The following is a 20340-nucleotide window of genomic DNA, read 5'->3' as shown; positions in this document are numbered from 1 at the left end:
CATTTCATTATTCTGCTTTATACTCAATTGTTAGTATAAAGTTTCAATTTTTCTTTTTTATTCAAAATAAATTTTAAAAAAATTAAGAGAATTATTAAATCTAGTGTTAATCAATGTCAATATTCAATAATTCGCTGTTAAGTTGGTTAAAACACTCATGTTCCCCATTAGATACCCGTACCTTATTAATGTGGAAGAGGCCTCTTCTTTAAAATTATCTGTTCATAATGGGTGTGTAAATAGACATGCCTGAGTGTAAAAATGTATTCCTTTTTTGCTTTGGAAAAATTATGTTTTTTCCAGTAAAATTAGACTTCATTTTTCGCTATAAATTTCATTAAGTATGATTGATATTTTAAGAATTATAGGTCTAGAAGGCCTAGTTTTAGCCTTTCTAGCCTCTTTGATTGCCATTGTCCAAATTTTTAAATTCATAGTAAAAAAGAAAAACTCTACTCCATTATCTGAAAGCAATTCCCTTGTCAAAAAATACGATGAGGTAAACCTAGAAAGGTACACGTCTTTTTTTAGAATGCTAGGTTTAAGTATTGTGATGTTAACAGTTCTAGCCGCTTTTGAATATCCCTCTTCAGGATCATCAATAATGGAATTAGAACATACCTATGTATTTGAACCAGACGATATTGATTCAGCATTTATTTTACCAGAACCAAAAGTACCGCAAAAGGTAAAGGCACCTCCTGTTATAAAAATTGTTGAAGTTGACAATCAGCAAGAAATCGAAGACATTGATATCGACATTCCAGAAGATATTGATGAAAATGAACCTATTGAGGAGTATGTTTTTGTAGAAGAGAAGGATGAAGAACCAATAGATGATTTTGTTTTGATAGCTGAAAAGGCTGCAACATATAAAGGCGGTATGACCAAATTTTATAAATGGTTAAGCAAAAAAATAAAATATCCAGGTCAAGCCAAAAGAATGGGAGTTGAAGGTAGAGTATTTGTAGAGTTTATCGTAGAAAGAGACGGCTCACTTTCGAATCTAAAAGTTGTAAGAGGAATTGGAGCAGGTTGTGATGAGGAAGCAATAAGGATCTTAAAGTTATGTCCTAATTGGAATCCAGGTGAACAAAGAGGAAGACCTGTTCGTCAAAAAATGGTTTTACCCATCTCTTTTCGCCTTAATTAATATTTTTTCTACGACTAAGATGATGAGTTACTTAAAATGACTCCCCTCTCTTGTCACAGAGAAAAAACTATCATAATTGTAATCAAAGAAGCTATCGGAATATACCTATTTCGGTAGCTTTTTTTAATGAATTGTAGTTTCTCATTTACTATCTTTTTTAGATTATTATTATTTTTTACATATTTCTTTTCCCAAAAAACGAGTAGATTGTCAATCAATTATTTATCAACTATTTTATCATAGTATTGATTATAAAATGTATCGTTTGCATACCGTAAACTTGAAAGCGAATTATAAATTTTATTTAGACAATGGACATTAACTTCTTAACAATTGGACTAATTTCTCACTTCATACTTCTTCTTTTTGGTATTTTTATTCTTCAAAAATCAAAAGCAAAAATTCAGTCGAAAAGAGAAGCGCTATTTGGCATCTTTGGAACGGCATTGGTCTTTTCTCTCTTTGCTTTCACTTTTATTGATTTAAAAATAGAGGCAATTGAATATAAAACAGATGAAGAATTCTTTAAGATAGTCTTTACTTTTATAGCAGGTATTTTTGGTTTGATATCCGCTGTTTACAACTTTACAGATCATGACGGAAATCCTCGATTATCTCATGTATTAAGTATTGCTTTAGTAGGATTAGCAATTGGATTAAATATTTGGATTGAGAAGATTGAAGATGAAAAAGATGAACAAAAAGAAGTAGCCAATCAAAAAGCCTATTTAGATAAAATGAATGAATTGGAGTTGCTTTCTAAGAATTTAGGATCTTCAGAAAGAGAACAATTTCAATCCATAATTAGTGAAATTGGTTATAATAAATCAAGCAACAATGTGATTGCTGGAAATATAGTAGAAACAAAAAATTCTGTTTTAGGTGTTAAGGATCAATTAGATCAAACGGATGAGAAAGTGGATACTTTACAAGTAAGAATTGCTAAAAATTCATCAAGTATTAAAAGATCAAATGAAAATATAAAAACAGTTGGTGAATATGTTTTGGAGACTCAAAATCAACTGGATGATTTAGATAGTTCTTTAATAGAAACGAATTCATCAATTGTATCTCTGGAAGAAAATATTCATCAAACAGTAAGTGATGTAGATAGTATTAATACTTCTCTTTCGAATACTGAAGAGAAAATGAAAGAATTTCAAGGAACATTAGCAACAACAAATGCATCAATTTCATCGATTTCTGAACAATTAGCAGCTTTATCAGAACAAATGGATAAAAACAAATTTGAACTTTTGAGGAAGTTTTTACATTCCATAGAAAATGATTCTATTGTGATTAATCATAAGAAAATGGCAATAGCTGAACTAGAAGAATTTTCGAATGAAAAATTAGCAGAAAGTATTCAAGTTCATTGATAAAAGAGATTATCTCCAAAAAAAGAGCTACTAAAATCCTATCGTTTTAGTAGCTCTTTTTTAGTTTATATTAATCGTCAAAACTTCATCGCAAGCTGCACCTCCATCACAAATTGTTGAGTTATTATAATAAACTTGATCAATGGTATAAACGGTACAACATTCTCCCTCAGAGGTGGTAATATTTCCACTTAATTCTATCGTATCATCACCCATAGCAATTAGAATTGGAGTATCCCCATACACATATAAATAAATAATATTTTCATTCGTCGTATATTCTTGTTCTTGATTATTTTGAGTGATAGTCAATTCCAATTCAGGGTTTATATCGAAGATGTTTATGTCATTCTTCAATATATTTAATTTTAATTGATCAGCGGGTATGCAATCAATTGTAGAGCAATCTACTGACTCGTCATCATCATTCGAACAAGAAAGAAAGACTATGGCAAATAGTATTAACAAACTTTTTTTCATAACATGGTTTTAGTGTAAATTTTGTGTAATTATTTTTTATTGAGTGCCAACTCATATTTATTCTTGATAAAATCTCGATCACGATTTGTACTAACTTCTTTATCTAAGGCCATTTTATAGTACTTAGCAGCTGTTTTTTTATGATGTGCTTTAACATAATAATCACCTATTATATCATATGCATTATATCCTTTTGGATTTAAAGCAATAAACTCATCTATGATTTTTTGAGAAATAGGTGGAAGTTGACTATTCCAACTTTTAAAATGTATGGCCATTCCTTTAAATTTTTGATACTTATGATAATCAGTCCAATAGGCAGGGCTTGCTTCGTTGATCTGTTTGGATTCACAGGCTAATGTTGAAGGTAATGGAAAATTTTTGGCTCCATAAAATACGGAATCAAGATCATAACAGATATATTCTTCCATCCCATGATTGCTTGTAGAAAGCCACATTTCTTTTGTTTCTGGTTTAAAAATAATGGAGTGATGCAAATGCAATGAATTAATACTTTTGGCATTGCCTAAACCTATATCCTGCCCTTCAAAACCATCTGTATCTCTTAGAATTGTAGCCATATCATCAACACTTAATTTTTCTTTCGCGTTAATAAGTTCATGTAAACGAATAGCTCTATAATAGGATGCATAAGAGTCATCATATTGAATAGGTTTTCGTAATGTTTTTGTTTGAAAATGAGAGGTACAAATTAATTCATCATTTCGCATATGAACAGTATCAATACCACTAGGTGTTTTCTCTATGATTAATGCTGTAGAATCAAAAGCAGATGAGATAAGTATTGATTCATTGACATAAGCTTCTTTTACTAAAGCTATATTATAGGCTTCTTCTATGGTCTGAGCATATTGTAAAATTTCTCGAGCAATAATAGACATAGGCATCGATGCAGAGATAGGCACTTTAGATTCGGCTGTATTAATTGTGACTGTAAGTCCAGTTTCATTCATGCCAGAAACTGCTCCAATAAACCCTGCCCAACTGATGGATGCAAATTTAAAACCTTCATTAGGATTGATGAAGTGAACAATTTTATCTTGTCTATACTGATCACTTACAAAAAAATCAAAGTTTCTACCAATGAGTAAATCATTATCCTTCGTTTTAGAATTATTGATTGCAAAAGCAGAATTTACTTTCACATCTATTTCTCCAAATGATCGATGTGTATCATATATGCCATGGTAATTAAGGATACGTTGATAAGATGAACCCAATGGATCAAACTTAGGATTCATATGCATTGATATACCATACATTTCTTGACAGTATTCAGGTAATATTAGATTATCCATATGTCTGTTATAAAATGCACTGATAATTCTTGTAGCATGTAAATTCCTACCGGGAGCACTTTCTATTAATCGATGAGCAAAGATGGCTTCTTGTTCTTGGAGTATAGTTTTGCTCAGTAAACCTGTACTATAACCGATTTCAAAAGGAGATCCCTCTGTATATAATTCCCAGATTTTCTCTTTTTTCTTAATAATAAAGTTTTCCTTAATCTTAAATTGATTTTGACTAATCGTATCTACTTTAGCTTGGAGAATAGAAAGGTTATCGACTTTTGGTAAAGGGATAAATAACCATGAATGTGCCCAAGTAATAATGATAACTAAAAATAGAGTTAGTGCAAATCCTAATTTTATAGTAACGGATCTCATACTGTAATAGAGTAGTTTTTGGAGTAAAGTGATGTATGATAAACTAAAATAGAGGTGTGATTTACTAGAAATATAATCTTAATAAAAATGGGTTATTCTTCCACCTCTTATCTAAGATACGAATATTTTTTTTGAACTTTTTTTCTAAATGTGAACTCGCTCACATTTCGTGTATGATTACTGCCGTAACATTGCAATAACAAAAACAACAAAGGCTCTTAAAACAACCAGCTATGAAGCCTTTTACTAACCACCTTAAAACAACTAGGTGCTAACAATTACTTTAAAATAAATTTGTACTTATAACATATCAATCAAAATGAAAAACTCAATTTTAGCTTTTGCTTTTTTATCATCATTAGCATTAACAAGTTGTACTGACGACGACGAAAATAACAACGATAATAACCCAGAAGTATTACCAGAAACAACATTTACAGTTACAGTAGAAAATGCATTTTCTGCTAGAGATTACTACAATTTTGGAACTACCGATGGATTACTTGCACCAGGTAATAGTCAAGAATTTACTTTTAATGCAGGTAAAGGACATTACTTGAGCTTTGCTACTATGCTTGTACAGTCTAACGATTTATTTTATGCACCTAATGATGGTGGTATTGCACTGTACGATGAAGAAGGAAATGCATTAACGGGCGATATTACTTCTCAATTTTATCTATGGGATGCTGGCACTGAAGTAAATGAAGAACCTGGTGTTGGGCCAAATCAAGCACCTCGTCAAGGGGAAGGAATGACAGATGTTGGTGAGACTGAAAATGGAGTAGTAAGATTGATTTCTGAAGTAAATGATGGATTTGATTATCCAAGTGTAAGTGATATGATTCAAGTATCAATTGCTCATGATGGTGGAACTCGTTTTACAGTTACAGTAAATAATATTTCTGATAATGCTTCATTAATGTCGCCATTTGCACCAGGAAACTGGGTAATTCATTCTCAGGGTCAATATCCATTATTTACGGAAGGTGAAGCAGCTTCAGAAGGTTTAGAAGATCTTGCGGAAGATGGAATGACAGCGGTAAATGATGCAATGCTATCTGAAATGTCTGGATTAGTTTCTCCATTTGCTCCAGGAGCGTTTTCTGTAGGAAATGAAAATACAGTATTTATGGTAGGTGAAGCAGCATCTTCAGCGTTTGAAGCTTTAGCAGAAGATGGTGATGCATCAGGATTCGAAAATCACTTCAATACTCCTGTTGGAGCAGATGGAGCAGGTCCTATTTTACCTGGTCAGTCTTATAGCTTTACTTTCACAGCTACAGATGGTGATATGCTTTCTTTAGCTACTATGTTGGTACAATCTAACGATTGGGTATTAGGATTAGATAACGTTAATCTTTTCAGTAATGGACAACCTATCTCGGGTGATTTATCTGATTTATTAATGTTGATCGATGCTGGAACAGAAGTAGACGAATATGCAGGAGCAGGGGCTAATCAAGCACCACGTCAAGCAGGACCAAATACTGGTGAAACTGAAAATGGTACTGTTGAAGAAGAAACACAGAGAAGTTCAAATCTTCCTGAAAATATGGATATGCTTAGAATTACAATCAGTTCTGAATCTTTATAAACCTAACTTATTAACCCATTATTATTGGAACTAATAGTGAATAATTGAATTGGATAGAGTGTTAGTACTTTAAATACAACGAGCTTCCTACTAAATTTAGTAGGAGGCTTTTTTGTTTTCTAACCCTTTATGTTACTAACTTGATATTTCTACTTTTGTAGTTTTATATTCAAAACTTAGCAATTCAGATATTCATGAATAAAAAAACAATTGTCACAATACTTAAGAGAATATTAATGACACTATTTATTAGTGTGATTTGTTTCTTGGGATACTATCATGAAGAAGCAATTTATGGTATTAGACAGGGAATGGGACAATTGGATATTATCACGAATACGGAACCAATAGAAGTTTTTCTTAACGATACTTCATTTACGCAAGAACAAAAAGATAAAATACTTCTTATTCAAGAGATTCGACAATTTACAATTGATTCTTTAGGGTTAGATCCTTCAGGAAGTTATACAAGACTTTATGATCAAAAAGGAAAACCAATATTGTGGATAGTGACAGGAAGTAAACCTTTTGCTCTTGAAGCAAAAAAATGGTCATTCCCAATTGCTGGATCTTTTTCCTATAAAGGTTTTTTTAATAAAGATCTTGTCGTAGAAGCAAAAGAAGAACTTATCAATGAAGGTTGGGATGCTTCTATTCGAGAAGTTTCAGCATGGTCCACTCTAGGATTTTTAGATGATCCTATTCTTTCAAGTATGTTGAAAAGAAATGAAGGAGACCTTACCCATCTAATCATTCATGAATTAACACATGGTACTTTATATTTGAAAAATAGTGTATCCTATAACGAAAACTTAGCAGACTTTGTGGGTGATGAAGGAACAAAACGTTTTTTAACTTATAAATACGGTAAATACTCTTCAGAATATATCAAGTATGTGGCTAAAAAACAGGATCGAAAGACTTTTTCAGAATATCTTCTTAAAAGTGCTAAAGAATTGGATGCACTTTATAATTCATTTCCAGAAGGGATGAGTGATAAGGAGAAAACTATTTTAAAGGATAAAAAAATCAAAGAAATCACTGAAGGTATTCAAGATCTATCTTTTGCGAATAGTGGATATTGCCATTATTTTGATAATTATACACCTAACAACAATTTATTTTTAGGATATATTCGATATAGAGGAAAGCAGAATGAGTTTAAAGAAGAATTCAAAAATGATTTCAATAGTGACTTTCATGCTTACTTTTCTTATTTGAAAACCAAAGAACAATCATTATTACATTTAATCAAAAAAATAATAAACTAATAATCAGTTGTTTATGAAATTTTATAAAATAATTTCTTGTAATTTGTTTGAACAAATATCGTCTGTACATATATTTGTATCATCATAAAAACAAAAAGAAAACATTCTATCTAAATTTTATACACTATGAAAAATATTTCTTTAACACTAGTAGCTTTATTATTCTCACTAGTATCATTCGGCCAAAAAATTTCAGCTGATAACTCTAAAGTAGAGTGGACAGGTCACAAAGTAGTTGGTTCTACACATACAGGTACTGTAACAGTAAAAGATGGTGAGTTGAAAATCAAAAAAGGAGCTTTAAAAGGTGGTGAAATCGTAATTGATATTACTTCTTTAAACTCTACTGATTTAGAAGGTGAGTGGAAACAAAAGCTAGATGGTCATTTAAAATCAGGTGACTTCTTCGATGTAGAGAAGTATCCTACTGCAAAATTTGTTGTTAAATCAGCAGAAGAGGTAGATGGTAAATTAAAAATCACTGGCGATATGACAATCAAAGGTGTATCTCAAGAAGTAGCTTTTGACGCAACTTTAACTGAAGCGGGTAAAAAACATGTTTTAGAAGGTGCAATTGAAATCGACAGAACTAAATTCGGTTTAAAATACGGTTCTGATTCTTTCTTTGACAACTTAGGTGACAAAGCAATTTCAAATAACTTCGATATCAAATTCAAAGTAGAAACTTTATAATCATAGTTTTTTAAAAATATTGAACTTTTAGTTTGACCTAAAAGGGAGTTAAGTTTACATCACTTAGCTCCCTTTTTTTGTTATATTAGATTATGATAAAATTAAGGTTACCAACAAGCGAGGATCGTGATACTATTGTTGCTCTTATTAATAATCGAAATATACTCGATAATTTAAGAGATCGTATCCCCTATCCTTATACTTTATCAGATGCTGATCATTTTATTGATGTTACTAATACCATCTCCCCTTCTACAACTTTTGCAATTACCTTTCATGATGAATTTTGTGGAGTGATTACTTTAATGAAACAAGAAGATATCCATCGCTTGAGTGCTGAAATTGGTTATTGGTTGGGTGAAAAATTCTGGGGAAAAGGAATAATGTCTCAAGCCATAGCAGAAATATCTTCCTATGGATTTGAAAAATTAAATCTTGAGCGAATTTATGCAGGCGTCATTGATCATAATAAAGGGTCAATGAAAGCATTAGAAAAAAATGGGTATACTCTTGAAGGAATTCATCGAAAGGCTATCGTAAAAAATGAAATTATATATGATGAATACTTTTATGCGAAACTGAAAGAAGATTAATTTAATTATTCAGGTTTAGGGAGTTCAAGTTCAATATCATCGATTTCCTCTTCCTCTTCAGGAATTATTATTTCTGATATTTTAAGCTCTTTTCTTAATGCAGTTTTATGTACGTTAGGATAGAAATCTTCATCTTTATTTAATTCCTCAAATAAAAGTGTAACATCATCAATACCTTCAAGAATAGAATTTTCAGTGACTTCAAAATTCTGCTGGTATCTCCAACCTAATTCATGAATAAGTCCTAGTTCATTACTAAAATAAAGCGTACTGAGAGTATCATAATAGTTGTCAGGGCAACATGAACAGTTATTTAATTTCAATTTTAAAAATTTACTAATATTGATCTGTTGATGATTAATATTAATTGTTTTTTTACTATCAAAACTCCATTCAATAATATCCTCTTCTAGCCAATTACCTTTAAGTGTATTTTTATTATTGTCATAAACAAAATAGAAACTATCATAGTCATATGTCTTTCTATTTTTATCAAGAAAAGAAGAAGTGATTTTCAATTTAAAGTCTGAATAAGTATTTAATTTTGAATTGGGATAAAGTTCCGAATTTCTATAAATTTTGATTTTATAGAACTCTGACTGCTCATTTTTATGAAAAACTTCTAACTCCTTGTTACATGAAAATAAGAAACTGATGAGTAAGCATATTATAGTTTGTATTTTAAGCATAATAGTATCAATTGAAAAAGAGAGTATATCTACTTTTATAAGTTAGATATTTATGTTTTTACATAACTAAATACTCTATTTACTTTAAGTTAGCTTAAGATTTTTAACGAAAAAAAGAGTGAAAAAATACCCAAAGTACCTCTTCACTCTTTCTCTATATTTTATTTTCTTCTTTTTAATTTACCTCTTGTAAATACACAGTCGTAAACTCTTCATTTTGTGCCTTAATGCCATGTACAATTCCATAACCATTAACTGTAAAATCTTCATCGTAAACCATTACGATACAATAAGCAGATTCTACATTACTATTTAAGTATATTAAACTACCATACCCATCAATATACTTACTATTAGCAGGTATATTCTCTATAATAATATCATCATTATTCATTTTATCAGATATAACCACAGAGTGATTGATAAAATTAGTCATATGCTCTTTTGTAGTTGACCCATAAGGAAGTTCTGGAGTTTCTTTAACAATAACTGCTGCATAAAGTTTTTTATTTGAATAATCTCCATTAATCAAAACTCTTAATGATCCAACTTGATCTTGTGGAGAAAGTGTAACTGAAATACTTTTTTGTTCATTGATTTCAATAACATTAAAATCACCATACATAGTGCCTTTTATATCAACTCTAACTGATATTTGATAGGTACCATTTTCAGGTAGATCTATCACTCCATTCTCTTTGAGCCGATTACTTTCAGCTTCTAAGAAGAAATGTTGATCATTTTCGATTTTTATAATGTTCAAATCTAGAATTTCACCTTCTTCAACTATAAGATTTAACTTATGTTGTTCTATTTTTTCTTCATTGAGATTACATGAAAAAAATAAGAAAGTAGGTATAAATATAAGATAAAGAGAAGTTTTCATAAGGTAGTTTAAGTTTGCTTTTTGTTAGAATTAACTCACTAACTTAATAAAAAAAATATATAAAAAAAAAGAGTGAAAAGATACCTTAAAGCACCTTTTCACTCTTCCCTCATACTTCTTCCTTCAAAAAAGTCTATCCTTTACCTTTATCAGTAGCCGTTTGTTGTCTTAAGTGATTTAAGACGTCAATCTTAGTAATTAAACCAACAAAGTTTCCTTCATTCTTTAAGATGGCAACCATACCATCTCTGAAGATTTCCATTAATCGGTCAATACTATCAGAAGATTCTACGATTACCAGATTACTTGTCATGTATTCGGCAACGAAACGCTCGAAAGCAGTTTCATCATCATATACACTGAAAAGAATATCTGATTCATCGATGATACCCAAGATCTCATCTCCGTCCATAATTGGAAGTTGAGAGATATCGTACATCTTCATTTTTTTATAAGCATCTAATAATGTATCCTCAATACTTGCTGTTACTACTTCACCTTTGTCATAGTAGTTCGAGATCAAGTCACGAAGATCACCAAAAGTTTCTTTTTCAATAAACCCTTTCTCTTTCATCCAATGATCGTTGAATAATTTAGAGAAGTATTTATTTCCACTATCACAAACAAAAGTAACCACACGTTTTGGCTCCGTTTGTTCTCTACAATAACGTAAAGCTGCTGCTAATAATGTACCTGTAGAAGAACCTCCTAAGATGCCTTCTTTCAATAATAATTCACGAGCAGTATTGTGACTTTCTTTATCTGGAATAGAGTATGCTGTTTTGGTTAAAGAAAAGTCAGCAATAGCAGGAATGAAATCCTCACCAATACCTTCCACATACCATGAACCTGCTTCTCCATATTCTCCTTTATCGATGTAATCTTTAAGGATAGAACCTTCAGGGTCTGCTAATACAAGTTCTGTTGATGGATTTGCCTTTTTAAAGAAAGCAGCCATACCTGAAATTGTACCAGAAGAACCAACACCAGCGACAACAGCATCAACATTACCGCCCATTTGTGCTAAAATTTCAGGGCCAGTAGTTAACTCATGTGCTAATGAGTTGTCAGGGTTAGAGAATTGATCTATATAATAGTATCCCTTTTCTTCAGAGATACGCTTAGCCATATCTTGGTAATATTCTGGATGCCCTTTACCTACATCAGAACGCGTATAAAGCACTTCCACTCCCATTGCTCTAAGATGAGAAACCTTTTCTTTACTCATCTTATCAGGCATTACTAAAATCAGTTTATATCCTTTAAGAATAGCGATTAAGGCTAAACCTAATCCAGTATTTCCTGCAGTAGCTTCTATTAATGTATCTCCCGGCTTAATTTTTCCTGCTTTTTCAGCATTTCCAATCATGCTCAAAGCAATTCTATCTTTTATAGAACCACCAGGGTTTTGATTTTCTAATTTTAAATAAAGTTCGCAGTTGCCTGTATCTATATTACTTACTTTGACAAGGGGTGTATTTCCAATTAGAGAAATAAGGTCATGTTTTGTTTCGCTCATGTTATCTATTTGTGTTTGTAAGTTGTACAATCTCCAAATTTCTTCAAAGTTACGATAGCGACTTTTCGAAACAATTATTTAGACTATAAATCCACTGATTTTGAAGGTGTTTTTATAAAATTTATCACTACTCTTCTTTTTTCATCTCATTCAAACATTATCACTCTTTCATTTTGCTCTCTATTTTGGCTTTTTATGCTACAGAATATCTTATTGTTACCACAATTTTAAACAAATCCTCCTTTTTAGCGTGTTTATAGATTTATAAATGTTTAAATAAATATCATTGATTAATTAAATGTCAATAATGTGATAATATTTTAATCTTTAGTAGTTTTTGTAAAAACTTAATTTTATATTTGTTTAAATATTTATCGGTAAAAGTTTCAAAAATGAGACATTTGATAAATTTTTAAAGAAATGTTGAAAATAATTGACATTTTTTAGAAGTACGTACTTGTGTTACGTTCATGTCCCCTACATTTGTAGTATAAACAATCAGAAAAGGTTTCTGATTGGGATTTACAAAGAGAACTTACACCATTTAAATTATAATTATCATGGCTGCGGATAAAGGTCAAAACACAGAAAAATTAAAAGCACTAGAAACTACTATTGCTAAGTTAGAAAAACAGTTCGGTAAAGGTGCTGTAATGAAAATGACAGATGATAGCGTTGTAGACGTACCTGTTATTTCTACTGGATCATTAGGTCTTGACTTAGCGTTAGGTGTAGGAGGTGTACCAAAAGGTCGTATCATTGAAATCTATGGTCCTGAATCTTCTGGTAAAACAACACTTACTTTACACATCATTGCAGAAGCTCAAAAACAAGGTGGAATGGCTGCATTTATCGATGCAGAGCACGCTTTTGATAAAATTTATGCTGAGAAATTAGGAATCGACATGGAACGTCTTCTTGTTGCTCAGCCTGATCATGGTGAACAAGCATTAGAAATTGCAGAACAATTAGTACGTTCAGGTGCAATTGATGTAATGGTAGTCGATTCAGTTGCTGCCTTAGTACCAAAAGCAGAATTAGAAGGTGATATGGGTGACAGTAAAATGGGTCTTCACGCTCGTTTAATGTCTCAAGCACTTCGTAAAATTACTGGTGCAATCTCTAAAACAAACTGTTCAGCAATCTTCATTAACCAATTACGTGAGAAAATTGGTGTAATGTTCGGTAACCCTGAAACAACAACTGGTGGTAACGCCTTAAAATATTATGCTTCTGTACGTTTGGATATCCGTCGTATTGGTGCGATCAAAGAATCTGCTGATAACGTAACTGGTAATCGTACAAGAGTGAAAGTTCAGAAGAACAAAGTAGCACCTCCATTCAAGCAAACTGAGTTTGATATCCTTTATGGTGAAGGTATCTCTCGTGCTGGTGAGGTATTAGATATGGCTGTTGAGTTTGAAATCGTAAACAAAGCAGGTTCATGGTTCTCATACAGCGGTTCAAAGTTAGGTCAAGGTAGAGAAACTGTAAAAGAGTTGATCAAAAACAACCCTGAGTTAATGGAAGAATTAGAAGAGAAAATCAAAGTACAAGTATTTGGTCAAGCTCCTGCTGAGGAAGAAGCTCCTGCTGCTGCAGAAAAGTAATTCCTAAATACTTTAGAACATAAAAAAGCCAGACACATTTCGAATGTGTCTGGCTTTATCTTTTTCAAGAAAATGATCTTGAACATTCCATTCTAGCTTCTAAAGAGACTACCGTCATAGAGCCATTAATGCTTGTTTCTCTTGAAACTTTTGCTTCAATGATTAATTCATTTTCTGTAAAAGAAATGATATCAGCAGTTCCAACATTTTTCAAAGTTTTGGCACTTCCAAGACCAACCTTGGCAAAAAGTTTTTTAAACATGTCAGATAAAAAATAAGTAGAATAATAGTTTATAGTTTACTTGAATCCTGATTTTTGATCAATCATCATTTCAATTTACTAATGAATCTCTTAAATAGAATTTATAAAAGTTCTTTCCTTTAGGATTAAAATAAACTTATCAACATTTACTCAGCTGTTCTGTTTTTAAGGTTTGATTGTGAATAACTCATTTGTTAAGACCTAATACATTAAAAAAAATCAGTATAGCTTTCAAGTTGATGTTGAATATATATTTGATAAGTTATTAAAGTAGAAATATACAGTTATCAACTTACTAATATGAGTAGACTTATTCACAATGTTATGAGAATTAATATATTTTTAACTAAAAAAGGTATATAGGCTTTAGAAGTTATCATTGATAAAAATAGATTCAATTATTTTATTGATTTATAAGTTATTAATAGAAAATATTTGTCTCTTTTTGAGTGATAATATCAGTGATTGATTGTTGATAACTCAAAAAAGATATTGAATATCCTTTACTCAGAATGAAAATAAGGTTTTGTTTTTATCAACATTTATTGAATTATGATAAAGTTATCAACATTTGAGATGGTTAATGTATCTATTTATAAGTTTCTTTGAAATTATCTCTAATTCTTCAAAAAATAGTATTTATCCACATTGTGGAAAGTGCATATTACACAATGTTGATAACTTATGAAAGTTGTTTCTTTTTAGACTTTTCAAAAGTACTATGTGAATAAAATTACTTAAAAAGAAATCTCCTTTTACCTGTAAATAGATAAAAGGAGATTTTTAATAATTAGAAAACGGGATTATAAATTTACTTTTTCAAGATATAATGCCTGAATTTGCTCTAATGTTAATGCTCTGTTGAAAATTTTGATATCATCTAAATCTCCATTCATATTGTACGGAAAATTGCTATCGTATATACTTCTACCAATGACAATATCAGTATCATTAACCACTAAAGTTTTATTGTACTCAACTTCTGTTTCTAATTCCCCATTGACATAGATATTTAAATGAGTACCATTGTATTGAGCTACTACAAAATACCATTCATCTAAAGAAATTAGTGTTTCAGATTTATCAAAACTTGATGAACCATCATCAAAAGCTATTCTAAATCCAAAAGGGGTATTTTCTGGATCATAATTACCGCAGTCACTTCCGTCAGCAAAATTATCTCCGTAACCCAAATACCATAAACCATTACCACTGACTCTATTGCCAATTATCATATTTAATTGACAACTTTTAGAATAAAACTCTTTTGGTTTGATCCATACCGCAACAGCGATTTCATTGGAAGAAAAATCAGTTATTGCTGGTACATTGATGTACTGATCTTTATTATCTAATGTAAGTGCATTAGCGGCATTGTTATGATAATCCACTACATAATTTGGTATTCCTAAGGAATGAGTACCATGATAATCATTACCCGATATATCTTTTAATGAATTATTAAATGGAAAGTGAGCCAATAAACTATTGCCATAAACTTCTAATGAAACAATAATCGGATTATCGATTGAATATTGCTCTAGTTCTTCTTTTGGAATACTAAAATTACTAGAGTAATAGCCTTCTTTGATTACAGAAAAAGTAAAATTCTCTCCATCATTTTTAAGAGAAATTTTAGAGACTTCTGCTTCTAATTCAAAGCTATTAGCACTGTTGTCATTCTTGATATTAACTTGAGAAGTAATTAATTCATCTGTATCAATATCCTTTACTTCAATTCCAAAAGAGAATACATCTACGATGTTAAAACTAAAGGTTGCATATCCAAAATCTACCGCTTCATGTCCTTCGGTACTAATTACTTCAGGTTGTAATGAAGTAACTTCATTTTCTGAAATGTTTAATTCTATTGATAATGGTTTTTTAACCAAATAAGCTAACTCGGCATCTGATTTAGGTGTAGAATAAATCACTTCATTAGAAGCATTGATGACATGATATTCATCTAAAAAATAAGAACCGTTGAGTAGTGAAAGACCTTCCGATTGTAATTTACCTTCAAAACTATTGAGTGCTAGTTTTGTTGAATTGAATACAGAAGTACCTTCAGTATTTGAAATCGAAACAAGAACATAAGTAGGCTCTAAATCGGCAGAAATTCTAGCATTATTGAATGCCTGATCAACTACAAAAACTAGATTTCCTTCTGTTATAGCCTCTTCTTTTTGTGTGTCGCAACTTGTAAGTGAAAATCCTACAAGAAGGATAGAAAGCATAATATTTAAAATTGATTTTTTCATCATGATCTAATTAATAACTTCTTGTAATTGAATTAATAGAGGATTTTCACTATTGTGAACTTTTAATTCACTATTAGAATAGGTCTTGACAAATCCTTCATACCCTTCTTTTTTAATTTGAATAATGTATTCCTCTACATTACTCTGAATCACTAGATGAGAAGTTTTATTCTCTAATTCCTTTTCAATTAATGTCTTTTCAGTATCATCAATTGTTAAAGAAGCAGCAGTCAATTCGAAACTTTTAGAAGAATAATTATAAATCATCACGCCAATAGAAATCGGCATTGTTTCAACAATGTTTAGTTCAAAAGTGGCATATCCTAATTCTTCAGGATCAATACTGGCAGTGGATAAAACTTCTGGAGAAACACTCGTTGTTTCCTCTCCTACTACATTAATCGCAATTGGAAGTGGATCATTTACTTCACTAGCTAAGGGAGAAGTACTTTTAGGTGTAGCATAAATAACTTTATTTTCACTATTGAGAATTAGATATTCTGTAAGAGAATAATCTCCTTCTAATAATGTTATATCTTCAGTCTTAAAACCAAAAGGTACAGCTGTCAATTCAAATGTTTCAGAAGTAAAAGTTTCTGTATCGTCTTCTTCATTTAATAAAGAAATAACGATGGAAAAAGGTGTTGAATTTTCAGATAAATCATCATGTGCTAAGTCAGCATTGTTGATTTCAAAGACAATAGTTCCATCAACTTTTACTTCAGGTTCTGGATCCGGAGTTGGATTGTTATTGCTTCCTCCTTCATCACTACCACAACTTGTCATAAGTCCAATTAGTGAAAAAAGAAGAAAACTATATCTATTAATAATTTTCATGTTTTCTGTTTTTATAAAGTGTTCTAGACTTTATTGAGTTTGCTATTTTTTTAGTCGAATAAGAAGAGGTGATGTAGCAGTGTACATTTTTAATTCTTCAATACTTAAAGAAGATGTGTAGTTGGTGTAGCTAGAACTGCTAACTGAAATGTCAAATTGACTTCCATCTTCTCTTAATCGGATTGGAGAAACTTTAGCAGAAAGTGTTGATTCAAAATCTATATTATTCTCGATATCCTCAATTAGAATAGCTGAATTGATCATTTCACCAGTTTCATGATCGATTACTCCAACATAAAAATGAAAAGTATCCACGATCTCATATCCAAAAGTACTGTAGCCTAATGCTATTGATGAATGTTCTTCTACTTCTATTACTTCAGGAGCAACATTTGTAAATTCATCTTTTACAATAGCGAAATCAATTGGTAATGGATTAGATACTAAATCCGCTAACTCAGCTCCTTGCTTTGGAGTTGCATAGATTACTTCATCATTATCATTTAATACTACATAATCAACCAAAGTATATGCTCCTGTAGGAAGGTTTATCGGTTGACTTAAATAACGACCGTCAAGTTGATACAATTCGATTTCTTTTGAAGAAAAGATAGAATTATCCTCTTGATCATTTACCGAAACAACGACTTTAGAAGGCATTAAATCAGAAGTAATTCTAGAATTAGAAGTAGTATTTAATTGGAATTGAATACTACCTTCTTGGAGTTTGATTTCTTCCTTTTGGTCTGTGCAACTAAAGAAAGAAAATAGAATGCCTATTAATAGACTATATTTTATTGTTAGATTATTCATTGTTGATTTCTTTTTCTTTCTGATTACTCTGCTTTTTGTAATTGAATGATTAATGGATTTTCATCATTGAACTCATTTAAATCATCCATAGAATAATCCATTTCATAAGCGATATAACCTTCTTTTGAAACAATAACTTTATAAGGCTGGTCTCCAGATTTAATTCTAAAACCTGATGTTTCATCAGAAAGATCTTCTTCTAATAATAAGGCGTCCTCGTAGTAAACTTGAAGTGTACTATTTGTCAGTTGAAATGAATTGCTTTCTTGGTCAAAAACCATTACTGCTACATTAAAAGAGAAAGTTTCAACGATTTCTAATTCAAATGTAGCATAGCCTAAATCTTCCGCTGAAATATTCTCTGTTGAAATCACTTCAGGATTAAGGTTACTAATGTTATCCGTTTCAACGTTAAATGAAATAGGAAGAGGTTCGTCTACTAAATAAGCTAATTCAGCATCTTGTTTTGGTGTAGCATAGATAACTTCTGAATTGCTATTAACGATTAAGTATTCAGTTATTATATAGTTGCCTTGTTTTAAAGGAAAGGCGTTGGTTTTATAACTTCCACCAAAATCAACTAATTCAATTTCTTTTGAAGAATAAAGAATATTCCCTTCTGAATCAGTTAACGTTAATAGTATTGAAGAGGGAGTTTGTGTTGTTTTTAATCTATTATTGGAATTATTGTTAAGTTCAAAAACAACACTTCCATTATTATCATGAGCTGATAAATTGACTTCTTCATTTTTACAACCAATCAGGAAACTAAAAATTAAAGAAGCTATGAAATATATAATATGATTTTTCATAAAGCTTTTAATAAGTAAAATACTAGTTTTAACTACTTTAACTCTTTTTGTTTTTACTTACTTTAAGTTTACTTTTTCATGATACAGTTCTAAAATCTGCTCTTGTGTCAAAGCTCTATTGAATAATTTTATATCATCAATATCACCTCTCATATTATAGGGGAATTTATCACTTCCAGTGTCTCTACCGATAGTAAGACCATTACTAAATACTTTTAAAGTTTTATCGTATTCTACTTGAGTTTCTAATTCTCCATTAACGTAGATATTCAAGTATTTACCATCATATTGACCAACGACAAAGTACCATTGATTCAAATTAATTCGGGTAGTTGTGTACTCAAAACCTATTGATCCATCTTCAAAATCAACTCTAAATCCAAATGGAGTATTTTCCGGGTCATAGTTGTTACAATTACTCCCATCTGCAAAATTATCACCATAGGCTAAATACCATAAACCATGGTTACTTTCATTGTCAGTCTTATTTAGAATAATCATATTCAATTGACATTCTGAAAAATAGAATTGCGTTGGTCTAACCCAAGTGGCAACAGTAATTTGATTTGTTGAGAAATCATTGATTGCAGGAACATTGATGTATTCTCCTGAATTACTTAAATGTACTGCGTCGTCACTTATTCCATTATAATCTACGACATAGTTTGGTGTTGTTGCAGAATAAGAACCATTGTAGTTATTACCTGAAATATCCAATAACGAATTAGAAAAAGGAAGGTGTAATAATGGTTGATCTAAAAAGTTGATCAATTCGATTTCTAGTGGACTCTCTGAAGTAAAGCCTTCCAGTTCTTCTTTTGTGTACACAGTAGAAAAAATGATATGTCCTTCTTTACTGACTGAAAGTGAATAGTTTTCATAATTACCATAGGTAGAAACTTTATTTACCTCAGCAGAAATATGATGTTCATAATTTTCTTCCTCAGCAACTGATATAATTAAGTCACTAGGAGTAGAAACAAGTTCACCACTTTTGTTTTTCACTTTAACATCCACAAAGAATTGCAGGTTTTCGAATAGGTTATAATCGAAAGAGTCATAACCAAATTCCTGAGAAGTATACCCAGTTGTACTAATCACTTGTGGAGCAACTTCATTTACCTCACTTTCTTGGATGATGATTTCCATATCCAATGGTTGATTGACCAAATGATGTAAAGAAGAAGTAGATGTTGGGGTGGCATAAATTACTTCTGAAAGATCATTAACGATCTTGTATTCAGTAAGCTTATAATTTCCTTTAGCAATTACTAAAGGCTCACTAATATACTTTCCTTCAAAATTATAAATAGTGACATTTTTAGAGGAATAGATCTCATTCGCCTCCTCATCTTTTATGGTAATTAAAAGAGAATAAGGAATTTGATTATTCGAAGTTTTAGCGTTAGATAGTTCGCTTGTAATTTCAAATACTAGATGCTCATTTTCATCTTGTACTTGAACTTCATCTACATTACAACTTGTGAAAAATAATAAAGTACCAGCTAAAATGTAAATTGAAGTAAAGTTAAAATACTTCATTGTTTGATGTTAATTTAAAAATAATAGTTTTAATTCTTATGAATTTAATAATTGACAGTAAGTATTTGAGCTAAAAGTAGTTGGCGCAATTTGTAGAAAAAATGAATTTTCCTCATAATTATATTACATAATATATTTCAATAAATTAAAATAAGCATACAAAATATTTTTATAATCCTATTTAATTGGTTAATAGTACTTTTTTAATTTTTATAACTTCAAGTAAACCTCTTATTGTTACCTATTTTAATAAAG

Annotated in this window: 18 protein-coding genes; 7 read left to right on the top strand and 11 right to left on the bottom strand. The window is 30.7% G+C overall.

Annotated elements, in window-relative coordinates; translation table 11 throughout:
- The first annotated feature begins 343 nt into the window (after positions 1-343).
- Together ACXAHM_RS10775 and ACXAHM_RS10770 are read left to right on the top strand one after the other, a co-directional pair.
- Positions 344-1153 (top strand): energy transducer TonB, encoded by an 810-nt coding sequence (locus ACXAHM_RS10775; protein ID WP_474960450.1) that lies wholly within the window; start codon positions 344-346, stop codon positions 1151-1153.
- A 311-nt stretch (positions 1154-1464) separates the two neighbouring features.
- Positions 1465-2532, top strand: a complete 1068-nt coding sequence (locus ACXAHM_RS10770; RefSeq protein ID WP_474960449.1) for a hypothetical protein — start codon at positions 1465-1467, stop codon at positions 2530-2532.
- 60 nt (positions 2533-2592) lie between these two features.
- Here ACXAHM_RS10770 and ACXAHM_RS10765 read toward each other — a convergent pair whose 3' ends face one another.
- Both ACXAHM_RS10765 and ACXAHM_RS10760 read right to left on the bottom strand, forming a co-directional pair.
- Positions 2593-3012, bottom strand: a complete 420-nt coding sequence (locus ACXAHM_RS10765) for a hypothetical protein (protein WP_474960448.1) — start codon at positions 3010-3012, stop codon at positions 2593-2595.
- Between the two features lie 29 nt (positions 3013-3041).
- Positions 3042-4700, bottom strand: a complete 1659-nt coding sequence (locus ACXAHM_RS10760; RefSeq protein ID WP_474960447.1) for a C45 family autoproteolytic acyltransferase/hydolase — start codon at positions 4698-4700, stop codon at positions 3042-3044.
- 319 nt (positions 4701-5019) lie between these two features.
- On the opposite strand from ACXAHM_RS10760, the gene ACXAHM_RS10755 reads away from it, so the two are divergent.
- The 4 genes from ACXAHM_RS10755 (at position 5020) to ACXAHM_RS10740 (ending at position 8854) form a co-directional block, all read left to right on the top strand.
- Entirely contained in the window at positions 5020-6297 is a 1278-nt protein-coding gene (locus ACXAHM_RS10755) for a spondin domain-containing protein (protein ID WP_474960446.1), read from the top strand.
- Positions 6298-6533: 236 nt separating this feature from the next.
- Positions 6534-7568: an aminopeptidase gene (locus ACXAHM_RS10750; RefSeq protein ID WP_474960445.1), complete on the top strand. Its 1035-nt coding sequence runs from the start codon at positions 6534-6536 to the stop codon at positions 7566-7568.
- Positions 7569-7694: 126 nt separating this feature from the next.
- Positions 7695-8261: a YceI family protein gene (locus ACXAHM_RS10745; protein ID WP_474960444.1), complete on the top strand. Its 567-nt coding sequence runs from the start codon at positions 7695-7697 to the stop codon at positions 8259-8261.
- 92 nt (positions 8262-8353) lie between these two features.
- A complete protein-coding gene (locus ACXAHM_RS10740; RefSeq protein WP_474960443.1) occupies positions 8354-8854 on the top strand; it encodes a GNAT family N-acetyltransferase in 501 nt (166 codons plus the stop codon).
- A 5-nt stretch (positions 8855-8859) separates the two neighbouring features.
- On the opposite strand, the gene ACXAHM_RS10735 is transcribed toward ACXAHM_RS10740, so the two are convergent.
- From ACXAHM_RS10735 to ACXAHM_RS10725, 3 genes are all read right to left on the bottom strand, one after another.
- Positions 8860-9543: a hypothetical protein gene (locus ACXAHM_RS10735; protein ID WP_474960442.1), complete on the bottom strand. Its 684-nt coding sequence runs from the start codon at positions 9541-9543 to the stop codon at positions 8860-8862.
- Positions 9544-9718: 175 nt separating this feature from the next.
- On the bottom strand, positions 9719-10429 hold the full coding sequence (locus ACXAHM_RS10730) for a hypothetical protein (protein ID WP_474960441.1): 711 nt from the start codon (positions 10427-10429) through the stop codon (positions 9719-9721).
- Positions 10430-10562: 133 nt separating this feature from the next.
- Positions 10563-11948, bottom strand: a complete 1386-nt coding sequence (locus ACXAHM_RS10725; RefSeq protein ID WP_474960440.1) for a pyridoxal-phosphate dependent enzyme — start codon at positions 11946-11948, stop codon at positions 10563-10565.
- A 560-nt stretch (positions 11949-12508) separates the two neighbouring features.
- Here ACXAHM_RS10725 and recA point away from each other — a divergent pair.
- On the top strand, positions 12509-13558 hold the full coding sequence (gene recA, locus ACXAHM_RS10720; protein ID WP_474960439.1) for a recombinase RecA: 1050 nt from the start codon (positions 12509-12511) through the stop codon (positions 13556-13558).
- 64 nt (positions 13559-13622) lie between these two features.
- Here the strand turns inward: recA and ACXAHM_RS10715 are convergent, their stop codons facing one another.
- The 6 genes from ACXAHM_RS10715 to ACXAHM_RS10690 all read right to left on the bottom strand — a co-directional run bounded on the left by ACXAHM_RS10715 (position 13623) and on the right by ACXAHM_RS10690 (position 20085).
- Positions 13623-13820: a hypothetical protein gene (locus tag ACXAHM_RS10715; RefSeq protein WP_474960438.1), complete on the bottom strand. Its 198-nt coding sequence runs from the start codon at positions 13818-13820 to the stop codon at positions 13623-13625.
- 803 nt (positions 13821-14623) lie between these two features.
- Positions 14624-16081 (bottom strand): LamG domain-containing protein, encoded by a 1458-nt coding sequence (locus tag ACXAHM_RS10710; RefSeq protein ID WP_474960437.1) that lies wholly within the window; start codon positions 16079-16081, stop codon positions 14624-14626.
- 6 nt (positions 16082-16087) lie between these two features.
- Entirely contained in the window at positions 16088-16918 is an 831-nt protein-coding gene (locus ACXAHM_RS10705; protein ID WP_474960436.1) for a hypothetical protein, read from the bottom strand.
- Between the two features lie 42 nt (positions 16919-16960).
- Positions 16961-17731: a hypothetical protein gene (locus ACXAHM_RS10700; RefSeq protein WP_474960435.1), complete on the bottom strand. Its 771-nt coding sequence runs from the start codon at positions 17729-17731 to the stop codon at positions 16961-16963.
- A gap of 23 nt (positions 17732-17754) precedes the next feature.
- Entirely contained in the window at positions 17755-18543 is a 789-nt protein-coding gene (locus ACXAHM_RS10695; RefSeq protein ID WP_474960434.1) for a hypothetical protein, read from the bottom strand.
- A 57-nt stretch (positions 18544-18600) separates the two neighbouring features.
- Positions 18601-20085 (bottom strand): LamG domain-containing protein, encoded by a 1485-nt coding sequence (locus ACXAHM_RS10690; RefSeq protein ID WP_474960433.1) that lies wholly within the window; start codon positions 20083-20085, stop codon positions 18601-18603.
- Between the last annotated feature and the right edge of the window lie 255 nt (positions 20086-20340).

This window comes from Flammeovirga sp. AWQ4_249, assembly GCF_056161045.1.
This window is presented reverse-complemented; position numbering and strand designations above follow the sequence as displayed.